General features: G+C 71.6%; 14 protein-coding genes and 2 pseudogenes. 3 read left to right on the top strand and 13 right to left on the bottom strand.

The features are described 5' to 3' along the window. The first annotated feature begins 496 nt into the window (after nucleotides 1-496). Nucleotides 497-1,252 carry a hypothetical protein gene (locus tag KS423_RS16175; protein ID WP_224279848.1) on the top strand — a complete coding sequence of 252 codons (756 nt, stop codon included), beginning with the start codon at nucleotides 497-499 and terminating at the stop codon, nucleotides 1,250-1,252. 218 nt (nucleotides 1,253-1,470) lie between these two features. Here KS423_RS16175 and KS423_RS16170 read toward each other — a convergent pair whose 3' ends face one another. From KS423_RS16170 to KS423_RS16150, 5 genes are all read right to left on the bottom strand, one after another. Next, nucleotides 1,471-1,884 (bottom strand): hypothetical protein, encoded by a 414-nt coding sequence (locus KS423_RS16170; RefSeq protein ID WP_224279846.1) that lies wholly within the window; start codon nucleotides 1,882-1,884, stop codon nucleotides 1,471-1,473. Between the two features lie 155 nt (nucleotides 1,885-2,039). Next, nucleotides 2,040-2,294, bottom strand: a complete 255-nt coding sequence (locus KS423_RS16165; RefSeq protein WP_224279844.1) for a hypothetical protein — start codon at nucleotides 2,292-2,294, stop codon at nucleotides 2,040-2,042. A gap of 82 nt (nucleotides 2,295-2,376) precedes the next feature. Further along, nucleotides 2,377-2,907 carry a hypothetical protein gene (locus tag KS423_RS16160; protein WP_224279842.1) on the bottom strand — a complete coding sequence of 177 codons (531 nt, stop codon included), beginning with the start codon at nucleotides 2,905-2,907 and terminating at the stop codon, nucleotides 2,377-2,379. Then, nucleotides 2,904-3,524 (bottom strand): hypothetical protein, encoded by a 621-nt coding sequence (locus KS423_RS16155; protein ID WP_224279840.1) that lies wholly within the window; start codon nucleotides 3,522-3,524, stop codon nucleotides 2,904-2,906. The genes KS423_RS16160 and KS423_RS16155 overlap by 4 nt, the downstream gene beginning before the upstream one ends. A 458-nt stretch (nucleotides 3,525-3,982) precedes the next feature. Further along, the gene (locus tag KS423_RS16150; protein ID WP_224279838.1) at nucleotides 3,983-5,107 is read right to left on the bottom strand and encodes a hypothetical protein; all 1,125 of its coding nucleotides are present in this window, start codon (nucleotides 5,105-5,107) and stop codon (nucleotides 3,983-3,985) included. 152 nt (nucleotides 5,108-5,259) lie between these two features. Between KS423_RS16150 and KS423_RS48495 the strand changes: the two are divergent. Further along, nucleotides 5,260-5,388, top strand: a pseudogene (locus KS423_RS48495) (CPCC family cysteine-rich protein); the annotation flags it as partial. Nucleotides 5,389-5,415: 27 nt separating this feature from the next. Next, a pseudogene (locus KS423_RS16140) lies at nucleotides 5,416-5,881 on the top strand (transposase); the annotation flags it as partial. 63 nt (nucleotides 5,882-5,944) lie between these two features. Here KS423_RS16140 and KS423_RS16135 read toward each other — a convergent pair. The 8 genes from KS423_RS16135 to KS423_RS16100 form a co-directional block, all read right to left on the bottom strand. Continuing rightward, complete coding sequence (locus KS423_RS16135; protein WP_224279854.1) at nucleotides 5,945-6,331, bottom strand: hypothetical protein; 387 nt, start codon at nucleotides 6,329-6,331, stop codon at nucleotides 5,945-5,947. Between the two features lie 368 nt (nucleotides 6,332-6,699). Then, a complete protein-coding gene (locus KS423_RS16130) occupies nucleotides 6,700-7,074 on the bottom strand; it encodes a hypothetical protein (protein ID WP_224279852.1) in 375 nt (124 codons plus the stop codon). A gap of 53 nt (nucleotides 7,075-7,127) precedes the next feature. After that, nucleotides 7,128-8,132, bottom strand: coding sequence for a DUF1259 domain-containing protein (locus tag KS423_RS16125; protein WP_224279850.1), 1,005 nt, complete (start codon nucleotides 8,130-8,132; stop codon nucleotides 7,128-7,130). A gap of 991 nt (nucleotides 8,133-9,123) precedes the next feature. Beyond that, on the bottom strand, nucleotides 9,124-9,840 hold the full coding sequence (locus KS423_RS16120; RefSeq protein WP_224279836.1) for a DMT family transporter: 717 nt from the start codon (nucleotides 9,838-9,840) through the stop codon (nucleotides 9,124-9,126). A gap of 1,031 nt (nucleotides 9,841-10,871) precedes the next feature. Further along, a complete protein-coding gene (locus KS423_RS16115; RefSeq protein WP_224279834.1) occupies nucleotides 10,872-11,369 on the bottom strand; it encodes a hypothetical protein in 498 nt (165 codons plus the stop codon). Between the two features lie 445 nt (nucleotides 11,370-11,814). Next, nucleotides 11,815-12,666, bottom strand: a complete 852-nt coding sequence (locus KS423_RS16110) for a DUF3626 domain-containing protein (RefSeq protein ID WP_224279832.1) — start codon at nucleotides 12,664-12,666, stop codon at nucleotides 11,815-11,817. Between the two features lie 875 nt (nucleotides 12,667-13,541). Next, on the bottom strand, nucleotides 13,542-14,090 hold the full coding sequence (locus KS423_RS16105; RefSeq protein WP_224279830.1) for a histidine phosphatase family protein: 549 nt from the start codon (nucleotides 14,088-14,090) through the stop codon (nucleotides 13,542-13,544). Between the two features lie 286 nt (nucleotides 14,091-14,376). Beyond that, on the bottom strand, nucleotides 14,377-19,188 hold a 4,812-nt coding region (locus KS423_RS16100), incomplete at its 5' end, for a non-ribosomal peptide synthetase (protein WP_224279828.1).

The raw sequence follows: 19,188 nt of genomic DNA, 5'->3' as shown, positions 1-19,188 counted from the left end.
GCCAGCACCGTGACGATGGCAGATCAGCCGACCATCGAACAGGCCCAACCACCCGCTTCCAGCAACTGTGCCAACCACCGGGTGGCGGGACTCGAACCCGTCACTCATGAAGATCACCAACAGCATCCATTCCGTGGTGGCGAAGGGTGATGTCAGTCGCGCAGCGGGCTTCCGCCTCGTCACCTGCGGGCCGCGGGTACGCGGGCACTGCCGCCCAGGAGCTGACGGCGACGGCGGCCGACGGGCCGGACCGGGAGAGCAGCAGGCCGGGCATGGTCTGGCCGAGGACCGGCAGAGCGGGTCACACGATTCCGCGGGCCGCAGTGCAGGTGAGGGGGTCCGGGGATGCCCCGCCGGCCGCTTCGCGTGGGCGGTTCGGGTGGCCTGGAGGCGTTTCCGGTCCTCGCGGCGGGCCGCAACCGGAGGCCGCGCGGCGGCGTCCACCCGGATACGAACGGTCGCCCGACCGCCGTACTCCTGGGGGGAACTTCCGCACATGCCGATCAACGACGCCGTACCCGCGCCACCGCCGCCCGGCACCCTGACGCCCTGCCCGAGCTGCGCGCTGACCGACCAGGTCCGCAGCGTGCCGGCGGTCCACCTGGGCGAGCGGCGGAACGTCACCGTGCGCACCTTGGGCCGCGACGGCCGCGACGGCCGCACCGAGACCCGCGAAGAGGTCTCCGCCCTCGGCCGGGCCCTGGCACCCGCGCCGCCCGCCACCAGCACGGCGATCCAGACACTGACGGTCCTGGGCTTCGTGACGCTGATCGGGGCAGTCTTCACCTTCATCCAGGGCACCATGGCGCGCGACGCGCCCGTCCACCAGAAGCCCGACCTCTCGCCGCCGGACTGGGTGACGAAGCACCCGGGGTTCCCGAACGACTTCCCCACCGACCTCCTCCCGGGCGGCCTTGCCGAGGCCGCTCCGGCTTCCCCTGCACCGGCGGCCCCGCTCGCCGACGCGAACGACGCGCTGGTCCCGCTCTGGGGGTCATACCTGATCCTGGCCCTCTCGATCGCCCTCCTGGCGGGCGCGACCGCGCTGTTCCTCGCCAGACGGCGGCGTCTGGCGGGCCGCCCCCAGGCCGAACGGCTCTGGAACCAGGCCTGGTACTGCGCCCGTTGCGGCACCGCGCACTTCCCACCCACCGCCGGGCAGAGCACCGGGGCGCTCGGCCTCACGGAGTTCCGCAAGGCGGTCTGGACAGAAGGCGGCTACGGCGACCTCGCCGACCGGTACCGGCCGTAGACACGTGACAGGTCCCGCCAGGCCGGCCGCACCCCGTCGCGGCCGGCCGCCAGGACGAGAGACCATTCCCGCCCCACAAGCCAACAGGTCGCACTCCAGCTGCTCCTCGGCCTCCCGTTCCAGTCGTTCCTTGGCACCTGGGCTTGCTGGAGGGGCCCGTCGACCCGGACGCGGGGCCGGCAAGAGCCTGCGGCCGGGCGGGGTCACGCAGTGCTGGGCTACGGTCGCACCTGCCACGAACGGTCCGCCTCAGCGCGAGCCAATTCGGCGTCGTACTGACCCGCGTCAAAGTGGAACTGCGGCAGAGGGTAGGGATCGGGGTCGAGCGGAGACTGCCGCGGCATCTCCCAGTCCGACCACTGCACGATCCCCCCGAACCGCTGCACGACCACGGTCAGGAAGCCACAGCAGCCACCGGTGCACTCCGATTCCCCCAGTTCCAGGCGGCGCGCCTCGTCGGTCGCCCGAAGAGGGCTGGGGCGGCCCGCTGGCAGCACATCAGCCGCGTAAGGTTCGCGGCCGCCTTCGCGAACCGCCTCTCCGACCACGTCCTCGCCGTTGACCCGGAACCGCACCTGGGCAGCGAACCGGGGTCCCGGCGGCAACACCCCGATCTCCAAATGATCGAACATCAGAACACCCTATGGGGCCCGCTGACGTCGACGCACGGCCAATTCGACGCCTGGCCTCGGCCGTCCGGCGGACGGATCCACGAGGTGCCTCCCGCTCTCGTGAACATCGACCCCGGCCCGGGCGGGGCGCCTCCCGAAGTGGTGTACATCTGCCGTCAGAACCCGTGAACAGAACCAGGCGTGCCGTCGGTGCTGCGGCTGATCGCGCCATCGACGCCGAGGGTGGCGTTCCCGTGGGCGGTGGTCAGCAGTCGGACGGTCTCCGTCAGCAGGCGGGCGGCGTCGTGCAGGCCGGTGCGCATGCGGCGGATGGCACCGAGCCGGGTGTCGGCCGTGGTCGCCTTCTCGGCGGCCAGCGAGGCCGGCGCCCCGTCGCCAAGCCGCTCGCGGACCGCCAGCAGCGCCGTCACGGCGTCGACGACCTGGTGGCTCTGCTGGTTGTCCTGTGACAGGTGATCTTGGCCGTTCGCCAGGTGAGTGTGACCACCTGGTTCAGGACGCCGGGGCCGCCTCGATATCTGCAAAGGCCCCGTCGATACCGGCCTGTCGCCCATGCGGAACCGAGGTGCGCAGCCGCCGGATCGCTCGGAGGTTCTCCTCCCGGTGCTTGGCCGACTTCACCCAGGCCGGCAGCCGTTCCACCAGGCTCATCGAGCCGGGGGCCGCGGCACGCTCGCGAAGTCCGGCGCTGATGTAGCCCTGCAGCAGGTCGAGATGGGCGAGGTGGTACGCCCAGAGCTGCCGTCCGCCGCAGCAGTCCGTGACCAGCCAGAGCGGCAGCCCGAAGTACGGGTCGACAGGCCCGCCGAAGGCTCTGGAGCCCTGGAACTCGTCCTTGGCGTGACCACAGCCGCACCGCAGCCGTCGGCGGGTGTACTCCCGGACGCCGATCCAGCGGTGCTCGCACTCGCCCAGCCTTGCGAGAACGAGGGCGCAGCCCGCGCACTGCGGGCAACGGACGAGTACCTCGTCGGCGAACTCGTACACCGTGAACCCGGGGTCGGTGAAACGGCCCTTCATCATGCCCTCCGCACTGCCCGACGTCTTGCCCGGCGATCATCCCACCAGCCGCAGGGCACCCTGCCACGGTGCGCCTGCGGCACCCTGGGCCGAGCAGTCGAGATCACTTGGCAATCGGTCACGATCGCCTGTCGGAGAGCACTGGTCGGATGATCCGTCGGTGGTTCGTTGGAGCAGGTGCCGACCCAGGAGTCGGTGGCCGGTTCGGCACTCGGCCGGTTCTGGAGGACTTGTACGGCGACTTCGATGCGGCCGAGGTCGATGAGGCGCTGGGCCGGGATGGAACTGTTGGACGTCGGGTGCTGTTCGAGGACGGCGACGGCTACCTCGGTGCGGCCCGCCTCGGCAAGCAGGTCCGAGAGAGACCAGGCCGCGTACCAGGTGCCGCCTTCGGGGCGGGCCCGGGCCTGCTCGATCGCCTCGTCGGGCAGGCCGCAGTCAGCCGGCAACGGAGGCCGCATTCTGAAGAAGTCCCGCTCCTCCTCACCGTCAAGGCGTGCCTTGAGGGTGTCGAGGTAGGCCAGGCCCTCCTGGTCACGGCCGTGCTCGGCATACAGAGCGCACAGCGTGTCGACGACCCAGTCCTCCGCTCCGCCCAGGCAGTCCGCCAGGACCCGCATCACCGCGATCGTCTCGTCGCCCCGCCCGTGCAGGACCTGGCGGCCTGACCTGCCCTCGACCGGGTTCCGACGCCCGTGCGGGAGGGACCGCGTGATCGCGGGCCTGCCGGTTCAGGCGATGACGAAGGCGACGGCGAGGAGGGCTGATCCGGGCGACGGCGGTGCGGCAGCCGGCTGCCGCTCTCCTCCTGGACCTTCGGCCTGGTGGTACGCCCCCTTCGAGGTGGTGGTCGCGGGGGCCCGCCGTTCCCGGGCCCGTCGAGGGATCGTCGTCCGCCGCGGCTGTGGACAGAGAAGTTGCGGAAAGTCCGTGGATTTCCTCCGGGGGAATTCGCCGGTCGGTCATAGAAGAAGTCCCGGCCGCCTTTTCGGCGGCCGGGACTGGCCTTTTCCGCGACACGGGGCCACCGGAGGGGTCCACAGCCCCTCTCGACATGACCGCGCGTCCGGGATCGGGATCAGCCCGTGTGCGGGGGCCATGGGCCGGCGAGCAGCCGCTCGGCCTCCGTGACGATTGCGTTGGCGATCTCCTCGCGTGTGTCGTGCTCGTTCGCCTCCCAGTCGTTGACCAGGTCGACCAGCGGCTTCAGTGCCTCGGGCCGGGCCAGCACACCCCAACCGTCGTACGCGATCACGCCGCCACCGGCTGCGGGTGCCGTACTTCCCTTCACGATCAGCCTGAGCCACCAGCGGACAAGCTCCCAGCGGGCCGACTCCCACGGAAGGTCGGTGTCGTTGGCGGGAAGACTTGAGGCGAGACCCAGCTCGGTGAGCACCTGCTCGAAGAGCACGCAGGCCTGCCCGTATTCGTCGTGCGACAGGCCGGCGAGCAGCCGTAGAGACGGTGCCTCCACATCGAGCGCCAGCGACACCAGCCCGGCCTGGACCAACTGGTCGTCGTGGACCTGGCGCCCGATCAGACGCTCCAGCGCCAGCATCCGCAGGTGCTCAACCGCCTCCGCCGGGGTTGCGGCGTAGTGATCGTGCGGCGTGGTGAACGCGGTCTCCGAGCAGCCCTCGACGATGTACGACCAGAATCCGACCGTCGCACGAGTCCGGGAATGCCCATTCGACCGGCCAGTGAACTCATGCCGAATGTAGTCGGAGAGGTCGTTCCCGTAATAGATGATGTCGGTCTGGTGGACCGAGAGCACCGGATGGCCCGACTCGCCTGCCGTGCCGGGCAGGTAGCGGTGGCTGTAGAGCGGGACCAGCTGCGGGACGGCCGCCAGTTCGATTCGTGCGATCCGCAGCGCGTCCGACGTCTCGGCGGGCTTCGGCCCCCAGTCCGGGTACCAGAATCCGTTGTGCTCGACGTCGAACAGCACGCCCTCGACCGGCCAGGACAGGCGCGCCCGCAGGTCCTCAGGGTCACCGTGGCGCCAGTCCGGCCAGCTTCGCGACCCGTGTGGGAGTCCGGCGGAGAGGAAGACCCGGTGGTCCGCCGCGAAGCGGAAGCCGAACCGGCCCTCGATGTCATCGAGCTCCTGCTCGCCGAGGCCCGGCCCGATCTCGGCACGGAGGAGACCCTGGAGGTCCTTGGCGGCTTCGAGGGTCAGCGGTCGGGGCGACGGATGGATCATTCCGGCAGCGTAGTGGCCCGATGAGACTGTGAGCATGGCATTTCCTCGGCCACCCACGTCGAGGCCGCTCGGACAGCCTGAGGTTCGGACACCGCCGCTGGGCTTGACGGTCAACCTCCGGCCGTGTTCGGACTGTCGGTGACTGCTGCTATCTGTGGCAACGTGACCAGCGACGACAAGGGCGCGGTCCGAACGAGACGTTGAGCCTTGCCGAGGCACAACGTAACTACGAGACGATCGGCGCCTGCGCACCCCAGTGGGTCACGTACGTTCGCGTGCCCTTTCCCGAGGAGCGGAAGTACAGGGAGCCCGGCGCCGACGTCGCTGCCGTCACCACCGCCCAGCTCCGCGACGTGGGTCGAACGCCTGGTCTCCGCCAGTCACTGGCAGGAGGGTGATCCGGAGATCCTGGTTGTCCTCGACGCCGGCTACGACGCCCCGCGTATCGCCCACGTGCTGGCCGGGCTACCGGTGCAGATCCGGCCTGCTCCGCTCGGACCGGGTCATGCGCCGCCCCACTCGGCCGCGCGTCCACAACCCGCGGGGAGGCCGGCCGCCCAAGCACGGCGGCGGGTTCGTCTTCGGCCAGTCCGAGACCCGGGGCACCGAGCAGGCGGTCACGACCGCCGAGACCCGTCGCTACGGGACAGCGGTGGCGCAGGCGTGGGACCGCTCCACCCCAAGCTGACCCGACGGGCGGCCTGGGTCGACCACGACGGTCCACTGCCCGTCATCGAGGGCACCGTGATCCGCCTGGCCGTCGAGAAGCTCCCCGATGCGCTCGGAGTCCGGACACAGGGTGCCGTGTCCGGACTCCGTCAGGGGGCTGTCCGACTGCTACAGCACCGCGATGGTGAAGCTGTCGGACTTCGGCAGGTTGTCCTTGAGGGTCACGACGGTGATGGCGTCCCGCCGGCCGTTGCACGACGTGGTGGGCTGCCCGATCGTGTGGACGTTGGTCGCGTGGCCACCAGCGTTGCCCAGAATCAGGGCACTGGGCAGGTTGATGCCGGCGTTCGGATTGACGATGACGCAGTAGAGGCCCTCCGCGACCTGAAAGCTGTCGACCACGTTCTTCTGCCTCAGCAGCTCGCCGCGATAGCCTACTTCGGCGGCGGCCCTGGCGTTGGGGGCATCGATCACGGCGGGCGCCGCGACGGCTTGGGAGGTGAAAGCGGCCGACAGCGCAACGGCTCCGGTGAGGACGGCAGTGATGCGGCGCATGGCGTCACTCCAGGGATCGGCTCGCGATGCGGCGGCATCGCGAGGAGACGGAATGCCCGCCACGCTAGCGGCGGACGACCACGGCGCAGCGACAGGCAGCCCGAGGAGTCATCTGAACAGGCCCCTCGCCGAGTGCCTTCCGGAGTACCGGGACTCCGGCACCCTGCGACGCACAGGCCAGCCCGCCCGGCGGCAGGCAGCCCGCAGGCCAGGCACCGCACCGAGACGGCCCAGCGGCTTTGGGGATCCTGTCGCCCGGTGGGCCGCCGGATGGGGAGCGCCGTCGCCGCCTCCACCCCCGCCGGCGGCGGCGCGTGTGGAGGCGACATGCGTTCCCGTTCAAACTCCGGGGTCGGCGCGGTCGGCGGTCAGGGCCTGCGGTTGAGCAGCAGGGCGAGGAGGGTGCGGGCCTCGCGGCGGCGTGCAGGGTTCGCGGCAGTGAGGGCGGTGAGGGCGGTGAGCGCCAGTGCGGTGAGGGTGAGCAGACAGCCGGTGGCCGAGGCGGCCAGGGCGAGGGCGGCGAGGATGCCGTAGGCCAGGCCGATGGTGGAGTCGGTGCCGATGGTGGGGGGATGGTGGCCCGGCCCGTTGTGGGGTTGTGGGCGGCCTGGGCGGTGCGTGTGTGGGGGAGGTCGTCGTGGGGGTCCGGCACCACGGTGACCGGCGGCAGATCGGGGCCGACCAGCGCGAGACCGTGCCCGGACGGGCACACGGCCGACCCCGCGCAGCCACGGTGGGGTCACCGAGGAAGCGGTTCTCGTGGACCACGGCCCATGGGTCGCTGCCGACAGGCCCGCTACTCGCCCCCTCCTGCCCCATTGGCGGGTACGGCGTTGGTGGCGGCCACCGCACAATGCAGGGCCCGCGCAATCTTCACGGCGTCGTCGACGGCCCAGACGTGGATGAAGAACATGCGGGGCGAGTCGACCAAGCCGTGATTGTGCAGTTCGACGATCCCGATCCCGTCGCGCTGGAGTACGCCCAGCACGTGCTGCGCCTCACCGGCCATCACGGCGACATCCCCGCTGAGCGCAGCGCGGCCTCCCCCCACCGGCTGGAAGCTGAAGGCCGTGGTCGCCCCGGAACCGGGCGGCAGGGCATAGTTGCCGTCGGTGATCGTCTCGCGGCGCAGGAAGGCGGACTTGTAGACACTGCCGTAGACGGTGCCTGTGGTGCCCAGGGCGGCGTCGATGCCCGCCGTGTCCAGCTCCAGCTTCTTCGGTGGAGTCGTCGAGGACTTGGCGGGCGGCGTACCCGTGTGGGCGAACGCGGCGCGCAGGCCTCGGGCCAGGGCCGGGGCGTTCGGACCGTGTCCGTGTGTATGGATCCACACGATACGGGGAGTGTGAGCGGGCAGGTGGTTGTGAATGGCCACCTGCTCGATGCCGTGTGACTGCAGCGCGCCGATCACCGGGGGCAGTTCCGCCTCGGTGACGGCCAGTTCTCCCATGGTCAGGGTGGTGTTGTCGGCATATCGGATGAAGGACACATGCGAGCCGACGGCGAGTTCCGGCGACACGGTGACGCCGTGGGAGACGACGTGCAGGTCGGTGCGCGGGAAAGCCGTCCGGTAGATCAGCTTGCCCAGCATGCTGCCCTTGCGGCCCAGCTCCTCTGCGACGTGAGTCCAGTCCCCCGCGGTGCTCTCAGCCGGACGCACCAGCGCGCCGGCCTCCGTGCCGTCAGCGCCCGCCTCACCTCCGCGGGCGTGATCCGTGCCGCCGTACGCCCCTTCGTGCAAGGCGTCCTGCCCGGCACCGACGGCCCGTCCCGGCAGTGCCGCGAATGCCGATCCCAGCATGGCCGTGGTCAGGACGCGGCGTCGTGATGCCCCTGCGCCCGTTCCGGTCGGTCCCGGCCTCGCTTCAGTAGCCACGTGTTCGCCTCCCAACGTTCCGCGTCGTGAAATCAGAACACCGTTCGTCGTGCGAACGACGATTCGACACACGCGGACCGGCCGATCCACCCGGATGGGGTGTGTCCAGGCCGGCGGCGTCCGGCCCGGCTGCTCCTTCGAGCCGCCACGTCTAGCGGTGGGCGGCGGTGTTGCTGTCGGAAGCGGCCAGGCCGTGGGGGCTGGAGGTCGTCCGGGACTTGGCTCTGCGCCTTGTCCGATGTGGTGTGCCGGCGCTGGTGGTGCTCGGCGGTGGACCCCTTCAACGTTGCGAGGGCGTGGCGCGCGACCCGGTGGTGGAGCTGTTGAGGTGAGTGGCGCCGCGTACGAACGCGGCCCGGTTCGGCCGCCGGGACGGGTGGTCACAGTGGGGCCGAGCGACCTGCCGTTCCCGGGTCGACCGCCAGGACGCCGGGCACCCGGACGGCTCGGTGGCTGTGACCTGCGGCATCAAGGTATGCGGAGGGGTCACCAAGGTTTCCCGGGCGATTCCTTGATGCCCGGGCCGGACCGTGAGCAGCGGGTGCAGCAGCTTGGCGGTGACGTCGGCCGGCGCCGTGCTGCACCGGGGCCCAGGTGGTACAGCACGCAGCGCGGTGCAGCGGGTCGCGCTGCACCGCCGAGGGCGCAGCAGCGTCCGGGCGGGACAACCTGCTGCACCTCGGGGGCAACCAGGCCGGGCAAGCCGACCTGCCCGGGACAACCTCCGGCAGGAGCGCCAGGACGAGGGGGTCCTGCACCTCCTCGTCCTGGCGCTGCACCAGCTTGTCGCGGCGATGCACCGTGCCCTCGTCCTGCAGCTCCGGGTGGGTGACGGCCTGTACGACGCGCGGCTCTGACCTGCACCGGCGAGTTCGGCGGGCGAAACTCGGGGTTGTCCACGGGGTGTCCTCGCTGATCAAGATCCGTTGTTCTCGTGGTCCAGCCGGTCCGTGACGGCGGATGGGGGTGCGAGCCGAGTACGGGTGACCGTCTGAGCGGCTGTGGTACGAGCGCGTTGGGCGAGCCACACGAGTGCGGCAATGGCGAATCCGACGAGGTAGGCGCCGGCCGTGAGGGGTTCGCCCAGGAGCACGGCGGAGGCGACGAGGGTGAGGATCGGCTGGATCTGCTGGATCTGGCCGACGCGGCCGATGCCACCGCGAGCCAGGCCGCCGTACCAGGCGAAGAACCCCAGCAGCTGGGAGACGATGGCGATGTAGGCGATCCCGAAGACCACCGAGGGCCTCAGATCGTAGGTGCCGGTCAGGAAGGCGACGGACGCGGCCGGGATCGAGAACGGCAGCAGCAGGACGAGCGACCAGGAGATGCTGCAGGCACCGCCGACACTCCTGGCCTCCCTGGCCCCGACCGCGTACCCGAAACCGGAACACAGGGTGGCCCCCAGCATGGTCAGGTCTCCCCAGCCGAACCCGGCGGCCGCCGCACCGGGCCGGGTCAGCAGCAGATATCCGGTGAGCACGGCGATCCCCGCCAGGGACGCCGCCCAGAAACCGGCCGGGAGCCGCTCGCCTCCGATCGCCTGGGCGAACATCGCGGTGACCGCCGGCAGCAACCCCAGGATGATCGCCGCTCGTCCCGAGGTCGTCCCCGTCCCCACCGATGCCCATGGCATGCGTACTGACCTGCTCGACGAAGCCCTCGCCCGCACCGGGGCACACCTCGTCGTCGCCCAGCCCCTGTACGCCAACCCCACCGGAACCACCCTGGCCCCCGAACGCCGCGCCCGGCTCCTCGACACCGCGGCCCGGCACTCCGCATTCGTCATCGAGGACGACTACGCCCGGGACCTGGCCATCGACACCCCCGTACCCCCCCACGCTCATGTCCGAGGACGAGACCGGACACGTCGTGCACGTCCGTTCTCTCACCAAGACCATCGCCCCCGGCCTACGCGTCGCCGCGCTCGCCGCCCGAGGCCCGGCCCTCACCCGGCTGCGCGCGGCCAAGGCCCTCGACGACCTCTACGTCTCGGGCCCCTTGCAGGCCACCGCACTCGACTTCCTCACCTCCACCGCCCTGCCCCGCCACCTGCGCGGTGTCTCCCGCCAGCTCGCCCACCGCCGCGACACCCTCCTACGGGCCCTCGCCGCCCACCTGCCCGAGGCGGACGTCACGTGTGCCCCGGGGCGGCATGCACGTGTGGGTCAGGCTCCCGGACGGCACCGATTCCGACGCCCTCGCCGCACGCGCACTGGCAGCCGGAGTTCTCGTCTCCTCGGGCACCCCCTGGTTCCCTGCAGAACCCGACGGCGCCTACCTCCGCCTCACCTACGGAGAAACCTCCGTCGACCAGATCGACGAAGGCATCCGACGTCTCTCCCGCGCAATGTGACCCGGCTGCACGACACGCGGGTCATCGGGACGGCGGGCGGTCGTCAACGGGAAGACGCCGTCCCCGCCGCCGGCCGGCCTGCCCGCAGCCCGGCCCGGGAAGCAGGGGGGTGTCCCGCGGGACCCGGCCGGTGAGAGGCCGGCAGCGCCGCGCCACGGCGCGGCTGCTCTGTTCGGCGGCCCGTTGGTGCAGGCGTTCCAGGTCCTGGTCAAGCAGGGCTGATCACCCGTGATCCCTCTGCCCGCAACTCGGACTTGTGGACCTGGATGACCGTGTCAGGCGGCGGGAGCGTGACGGCCGGCATAGCGGGCCTACGCTTGAGGAGTGGGCATGCCCCTCTCGATCCGCCTGACCATGCTGCGGGCTTCGGCGACCTGCAGCCGCGGAAACTCGAAGCTCAACACCCCTGCACCCGCCACACCGATGAAGACCCTGAGCGCCTGCGCCACGCCTGCGATCAGTTCGGGCTCGGATATCCATGCAAGCTGGTCCAGGGCGTAGGCATGCAGCAGCTTCTTCGGTTTGGCGACGAAGACTCCCCCGATCGAGAACACCATCAGGCGCTGGTCGGTGAGCCCGACGATGAACCGGCCCGGCAATGGAAGCTGCGCGGCGGGAACGTCGGCCTTGGCACCGCTCGTGGCCACAGCCATCGCCGCTGTGCCCGCCACCCCGGCGATTCCCGCGGCCCCACCGATCATGGTCTTGCGAATTCCGCCGATCCTGAAACCGAGGATGCCGTACTGCACCTGTTCCCCCGGCAACAGCTCACCGGCCAACCGCTGTTCGACCTTGTCCACCTGGGCCATGCCTTGCCCCTCCGCCCTCTGCCCGACCGTCGATCCGCCCAATCGGTCGCCCGTACACGAGGTCAGCGAGTCTACGTAAGCACGACGCAGGCGATCAACCAGGCCCGGGGACCGGGTATTTCGGGCTCACCGAGCGTTTCCGGTCTCCGTCGGCGCGATGCAGATCGGCGCGTAGCAGGCGGAGCGCGGGTGATGCCTCGCCCGCACCCCGCCGGGGGGTGGCACCCTGACGCCTCCGACGGTCGTGTGCCGGTCGGTGGTCGAGTCGGGAAGCGGGGAACCGCCTCCGGCGATGCGCGTCCACTCCTGGCGCCTGGTGCCGGCCGGTCAGCCGTCCAGGCGAGACCGGTGCCGACGAGGCCGCCCTCGACCTCCACGGCGGCGTCTGACCAGGTCTGCCGTAGTGGTGGAGTCGGGTACGGGAACTGCCCGAATGCCTGCCTGATCAGGCGTTGCGCTCCTCGGCCGCCCCGAAGCGCGCCAGACAGTGCCACACCTTCTTGAGCGCCTGCTGGTCATGGAGTCCGGTGCGTGCGGCGTCTCCGACAATCCGGGGATCGAGGTAGCCGTCAACGGCGATCTCGGCTCCCAGGTCGACGTACTCCTGTCCGCGGTAGTCCGGGTGGCGTCCGAGCTCTTCGACCGTAAGCCTGAGTCCTGGGTGCCATTCGAGCGGGCATGGCAGGCGGCGGGCTGCGGCTTCCACTGCCGTTCCTCGGAAGCTCGGGTCCAGGACCAATGCCTCGACATCGCGGTCCAGGACGAGCGGCCCGTGCACCTGTGCCTCGATGTAGTCGTCGAGTGCGTCCTGGCCGTCGGCCTCAGCCAGGTCTATGAGGGACATGCGGGCCGCGACACCGAAGGCCGACGGTTCGAAGACGCTGTCCGGGTAGCAGAACGTGGCTCGTGGAAGGACCTCAGCAGTCAGCCGAAAGTGCGCGGAGCCGAACCGGGGCGCCCCGCCGAGCGGCCTGCGCCGGAAGTCCAGCGCGCCGTAGACAGGGCGCTCGTGCCCAGGCGCGTGGTCATACGCGCCCCCGAAGATCCGGCTCTCCCAGCGCCACCGGTCACCGCCGGGGTGGGCCGTCAAGCCGCCGTTGCTCGTTCCCGTGACGAACTGCGAGTGATAGACGCCGTCCTCGGCCAATGCGAGCAGGATCGGCCGACCGCGCACCGTGCGGTCCGGGTGAAAGTTCAGGGTCACTCGCAGCGCGGGGTCGACCGGAGGCCCGGATGACAGCGACGCGACATGACGGATTGCCTGTTCCTGCGCAGACGGGGCTGTATGAGCGTTCACCAGCGCAGTGTGCCCGAACCTGACCAACTGGTGCACCTGGATTGGCCTTGGGGCCCCGGACGACCGCCGAGGTGACCCGCTGCGGAGGTCCGCTATCCAGCGGCCACAACCTGGCCGGCCGTGACCTGGGGAGGGTTGGGAAGCAGTGTCGCGAGGTTGTCCCGCACGAAGCCAGTCGCCCTCCGGACCGACTCTTCGGCCCCGGTTCGGTCTTCAAAGACGCTGGTGGAGACCATCACTCCATCCCCGGCATCAACCCAGTAATAGGCTACGAATCCGGGCACCTGGCGAAGGAGAGGCACGAATCCCTCGGCCACTCGGCGTCCCGCCTCCGCGGGATCGGTCACCCCTTCGTACCGCCGCACTGCCGCGTACACGCTGGTCTCCTAACGGTCCCCAGGTCATCTTGTGCGAGACGACGTACCCATCGGCGCGCGTCTCTCGCTCGCGATATGTCCGGAAGGCACTCTGATAGCCGTATTGGTGATCCGCAGCCGGCCGCTCTGGCCGGCTCCGGGCCAGCACGAACCGAGGCGAGGATCGCTCAGATCGACGCCCGGCAGGAACGCAACCTCGCCGGCGTTCCTCGGTCTGCCGACCTTCGACAGCATCGCAGCCGCCACCGTGCAGTGAGGCTCGGCACGGCACGCCTGCGACGCTGTCGTCCAGGCGCGACGGCGTCGGGCCCTGAGGCCTGTCCGACACATGACCAGACAAATGACCAGCTGAACACCTCGTCGGACGGACATCGACCGCCGGATGCCGCCGGCGACGAGGTCACCGGGCGGTCTGGAACCGGTAGCCCTGCCGGCGAGCCCGGCCAGGGTGGTGGGGCGTGGGACGCCGGACGCACCGACGCCCCGAGGTGCACCGTCTCAACCCTGCGACGGGGTCCAGAACGCGGTGATCCTCGCGGCGCCGGGCCCGATCCCCTGCCAGGAACCGTCGAACTCGAGGACGGCCACGGAGGCGGTCGGGAACCCGGACTCCTCCACCCGCCGCGAGAGGTCGCCGTCGGCCGTTCCGACGAGGAGCCGGACCAGCTCGGGCAGGCTCGGATTGTGTCCGACGACGACCAGGTCGCCCACGTCGTCCGAACTCCCCCGCACCATCGCGACCAGCTCGCCGATCCCCGCTTCCCCCCGATGGATCTCCACACTGAGGTCGTAGAGCCCCTGCTCGTGGAGCGTCTCGGGGAGCCGCGGCAACGCGGCGCCCACGCATTCCCAGGTCTCCCTGGTCCGGCGGGCGCCGGACACCCGCGCGAGATCGGGCGTGATGCCGGAACCCGCGAGCCATCGTCCGGCCCGGGACGCCTCCTCCCGCCCCCGCTCGTCGAGACGCCGTTCCTTGTCGACCGCCGTCTCCCGTTCGGCCTGCGCATGACGGATCAGGACGAGCCTCCGGCCGGTACCCACGATCACGTTGACCTCCCCTTGTCCGCGGGCCGTGGCGCGGCCCGGCGGAATCGCTTGATCCTTTGCATCCGAACACTACCCGGGCGGGCTCGTCGCCCGGTCGGCGCCGAGGGCCGCCACCGATGCCACGGCCACTGCGAGGAGACCGCGTGTACGCATCGGTGTCCACCTGCTGTCGGGTGTGCCGTCCTGTCAGTTCGGAGGCGGCACGTCGACAACGTGCTGACGACCTGCGCCCCCGCCCCCCTCGCGGAGAGGGGGACGGGGGCGCCGGTCGTTGCGGTGGGACCGTCTACCGGCGACCGGTGGAGGCGTGCACCCGGTCGGCGGGGTCGTCGTCCTCGACCGGTTCGGGCTTGCCGGACGGGTGCGGCACCCGGACGGCGCCCGGGGCGCGGCGGCCCTTGCGGGCTGCCTCGGCGAGGGCGAGCTGCCGGTCGGCCTCGGCCTGGATGGCGTCCTTGTCGCCGATCTCGGCGTCCGGCAGCGCGTCGGGGAGGAGGTCCTCCAGCAGGCGCAGCGGCCGGTAGGCGAGGCCGATCAGGCCCCAGACGAAGAGCACCAGGCCGACCACCACGAGCAGCAGTCCGGCGCCGCGGCCCGGTCCGCTGCCGAGCACCAGGCCGACCGAGTCGGCGAGCGCGCCGCCGGGGCGCATCAGCGGCTCGAAGACATGGTCGGAGAGCGGGCCCGCGGTGAGGAAGCCGAGCGGCATCATCGACATGGCGAGCATCTGGTTGGTGGCCAGGACGCGGCCCTGGAGCTCCATCCCTACCTTGGTCTGGATCAGCGCCATCCAGTGCGAGTTGAGGATCATCATGGCCGCCCAGAGGACGAAGAGTCCGCAGGCGGTGAGCGCGGTCTCGGGGCGGCTGCCGGCGAGGACGGCGGCGAGGCCGACCACCGAGGTGAAGCCGATCATGCCGATGGTGCGGCGGCGCGTGCCGCCCCAGAGCCCCATGACCAGGGCGCCGACCATGGCGCCGAGGCCGCCGAGGGCGGTGATGACGCTGAGCTGCATCGGCGTGCCGCTGGCCAGCACCATCGGGGTGATCAGCACGGTGGCGACGGCGAACAGGTAGTTGAACACCACGAAGAAGACCACCATGGCGACCAGGCTGTGCCGGCGCGCGATGTACCGCCAGCCGGTGACGACCTCCCGCCAGAGCGGCTCCTCCTGCTTGTCGAACATGGCGTCCGGGAAGCGGACCAGCAGCAGGCAGGTGACGCCGGTGAGGAAGGTGGCCATGTCGAACAGCACGACGCCGTGCAGGCCGATCAGCGTGACCAGCACGCCGCCCGCCAGGATGGCCATCATGTCGCCGGCGCCGGTGCCGAGTTGGGCGAGACCGTTGGCCTGTCCGAGGTAGCGCTTGGGCACCAGTTGGGTGATCGCGGCGAGGTAGGCGGGCCGTTGGAAGGCTCCGCAGGTGGAGCCGATGCAGGCCACCACGTAGATGTGCCAGATCTCCAGGAGGTCGGTCCAGAGCAGCACGCCGAGGCCGAGCATGCCGGCGGCGGCCACGGTGTCCGTGATGATCATGATCTTGCGCCGGTCGACCCGGTCGGCGAGCGCACCGGCGACCGGCAGCAGCAGGACGGCCGGCAGCACCGCGATGAACGAGATCATCGCGAAGTCGAAGGCCGAGTTGGTCTGCTGGTAGACCCAGACGCCGAGCGCGAAGGTGGAGAGGCTGGTGCCGATCATCGAGACGAACTGGCCGATCGCCACCTTGGCGAAGATGCCCAGCTCGGCCCGGGCGGCCGGGCGCTTGACCGCGGCCGGGGTGGATATCGCCCCGGTGGCGGCGAACTCCGCCAGCACCCGGGCGAGTTCGTCGGCCTGGTGCTTGAGGAAGTAGTGCCCGGCGCGCGGCACGACCGCGAGCTCGACGGTGTCGCCGAAGTGCTCCCACTCGGCGTACCGCTCCTCGTAGAGCTGGGTGGCGCGGTCCTTCTCGCCGACCACGCACAGGATCGGGGCGGAGAGCTTCTCCGGCCGCTCGTCCCCGTAGGCACGGGTGTAGAAGTCCTCGGCCTGCCGGACGTCGTGGCGCAGCGCCCGGACCAGGAAGTCCTGCTCGGCCTGGTCGTAGACGTCGGTGAAGCCGCCCATGGCGCGCAGGTATTCGAGGTAGCCGCGGTTGGACAGCACCCGGTCACCCGGCATCCGGCGCGCCATCCACTCGGCGAAGCGGCCGGGCAGCCGGGCGGCGGGGAAGGTGCCGCCGAGGGCGAGGCCGCGCAGGTCGACGCCGGCCGCCTCCAGCCGGGAGCCGAGGGCGGTGGCGAGCGCCCCGCCCAGGCAGTGGCCGTAGAGCAGCACCGGGCCGTCGACCTTCTCCACTATCTGGGCGGTCAGGGTGTCGGCGAGCGTGGCGAGTTCGGCGAGCTCGTCGTCGGGGCGGCTCGGGTCGTGGCCGGGCAGCTCGACGGCGTACAGCCGGTGGCCGGCCGGGAGCGCGTCGGCGAGCGGCTGGAAGGTGATCGGGCTGCCGCCGCCGTAGGGGACGCAGACCACGTTGATCTCGGCCGGGGCGTTGCCGCGGGTGAGTTTGTGCAGCAGGGTGCGCGGGCCCTCGTCGGCGGTGCCGCCGGCCCGGGCGTCGATCAGCGCGGCGAGCTCGCGGACGGTCGGATGCTGGAACAGGTCGATGACCGACAGGCCGTCACCGATCAGGCGCACGGCCCGCACGGCGGAGAAGGAGTCGCCGCCGAGCGCGAAGAAGTCGTCGGCCGCGCCGATCTCCTCGACCTCCAGCACCTGGCGGTAGACCTCGGCCACCGCGTGCTCGGTGTCGGTGGTCAGCTCGCCGCCGCCGGAGACCGGCTGGGCGGCGACCGGCTCGGGCAGGGCGGCCCGGTCGACCTTGCCGTTGGCGTTCAGCGGCAGGGCGTCCAGGACGACCAGCGCGGCCGGGACCATGTAGTCGGGCAGCCGGGTGCGCAGCGCGGCGCGCAGCTCGCCCGGGTCGGGCGCGGCGGCCGGGTCGGCGGGTACCAGGTAGCCGACCAGGGAGCGGGCGGCGCCCTCGCCCCGGGCGACCACGACGGCCTCGCGCACCTCGGGGCGGGCGGTCAGTTCGGCCTCGACCTCGCCGATCTCGACCCGGAAGCCGCGGATCTTGACCTGGTGGTCGATCCGGCCGAGGAACTCGATGGCGCCGTCGGGGCGGCGGCGGACCAGGTCGCCGGTGCGGTAGGCGCGGCGGCCCTCCACCTCCAGGAAGCGCTCGGCGGTGAGGTCGTCGCGGCCGAGGTAGCCGCGGGCGACGCCGCCGCCGGAGACGTACAGCTCGCCGGGGACGCCGAGCGGGACGGGGCGCCGGCGGGTGTCCAGGAGGTGGGCGCGGACGTTGCCGAACGGCCGGCCGAGCGGCGCGGTGGCCGCGTCGCCGAGGTCGGCGGGCACCGGCATGCCGAGCATCGAGACGGTGGTCTCGGTGGGCCCGTAGTGGTTGTGCAGCGGCAGGTCGGGCCGGGCGGCGCGGATACGGGCCACCAGGTCGGGCCGCAGCGCCTCGCCGGCGCAGATCAGCAGCCGGGCGGGGAGGATCGCGCCGAGTCCGGTGCCGTGCGCGGCCAGGCCCTCCAGGTGGCTGGGGACCAGCTTCATGGCGTCGATCCGGTGCTCGGCCGCGTAGGCGGCGAAGGCGTCCGGGTCGGTGGCCTGGTCGCGGGTCAGCAGGTGCAGGCAGCCGCCGCCGGTGAGCGCGCCGAACACGTTGGTGGTGCCCAGGTCGGCGGCGAAGGTGGAGACCAGCGCCCAGTTCCAGCCCTGCTGGTCGCCGCCGATCCGCTCGCGCAGGCCGTGCAGGTAGTTGAGGTAGTTGCGGTGCTCGACGGCGACGCCCTTGGGCGCGCCGGTGGAGCCGGAGGTGAAGATGAGGTAGCAGAGGTGCTCGGGGCGGACGTCCGTCTCGGGCGCGTCGGCGCGCTCCTCGCCGTCCGGGACGACCACCGGGAGGTCGCCGGTGAGCCGGTCGCGCAGGTCGTCGGTGGTGACGACGGCGGCGGCCCCGGAGGCGTCGAGCAGGCCGTGGATGCGCCCGTCCGGGTAGACCGGGTCGAGCGGCAGGTAGGCGCCGCCGGCCTTGAGGATGCCGAGCATGCCGACCACCAGGGCAGCGGAGCGCTCGACCAGCAGGCCGACCGGACGGTCCGGGCCGACGCCGTGCGCGCGCAGCCGGTGGGCCAGCGCGTTGGCGCGCCGGTCGAGTTCGGCGTAGCTGAGCACGCCGTCGGCGCCGCGCACGGCGGGCGCGTCGGGGGTGCGGCGGGCCTGTTCCTCGACGAGGCCGTGCAGGGTGCCGTCGAGGTCCCAGGCGCGCAGGGTCTCATTGTCCCAGTCGGCGAGCTGCCGCTGCTCGGACGGGGTGAGCAGGGGAAGGTCGGCGAGCGGGCCGTCGGGGCCGGCGGCCATCGCGTCGAGCACCGTGGTGAGGTGGCCGAAGACCCGGCGCACGGTGGCCTCGTCGTACAGCTCGGTGCGCCAGACGAGGTCGGCGGCGAGTTCGCCGCCGGTGTCGACGACGGCCACCGACAGGTCGAACTTGGCGGTGTCGGTGCCGATCGGCTGCCAGTGGACGGTGTGTCCGGGCAGCTCGGGGCGGGCCTCGGCCTGGTTGTGGACGTTGAGCAGCACCTGGAACAGCGGGGTGTGGGCGAGTTCGCGCGCCAGGCCGAGCGCGTCGATCAGCCGCTCGAAGGGCAGGTCCTGGTGGCCGTAGGCGCCGAGGGTGGCGTCCTTGACGCGCTCCAGGAGCTCGCGGACCGTCGGGTCGCCGGAGAGGTCGGTGCGCATCGCCAGGGTGTTGACGAAGCAGCCGACCAGCGGCTCGGTCTCGCTGCGGGTGCGTCCGGCGATCGGGGTGCCGACGGTGACGTCCTCGCTGCCGGTGTAGCGGCCGAGGAGGGTCTGCAGGGCGGCCAGCAGCACCATGTAGACGGTGGTGCCGGTCTGTTCGGCGAGGGTGCGGATCCGGCGGCTGCGCTCGACGCCCAGCTCGGCGGTGAACCGGGCGCCCGCGGTGCCCGCGACGGCGGGCCGCGGCCGGTCGGCGGGCACCGTGACGGTGGCGGTGGCGCCGCGCAGGCGCTCCTG

Source organism: Streptomyces sp. LS1784, from assembly GCF_020103755.1.
Lineage (GTDB): Bacteria > Actinomycetota > Actinomycetes > Streptomycetales > Streptomycetaceae > Kitasatospora.
The sequence above is the reverse complement of the archived record's forward strand: the minus strand, read 5'-3'. Positions and strand labels throughout refer to the sequence as shown.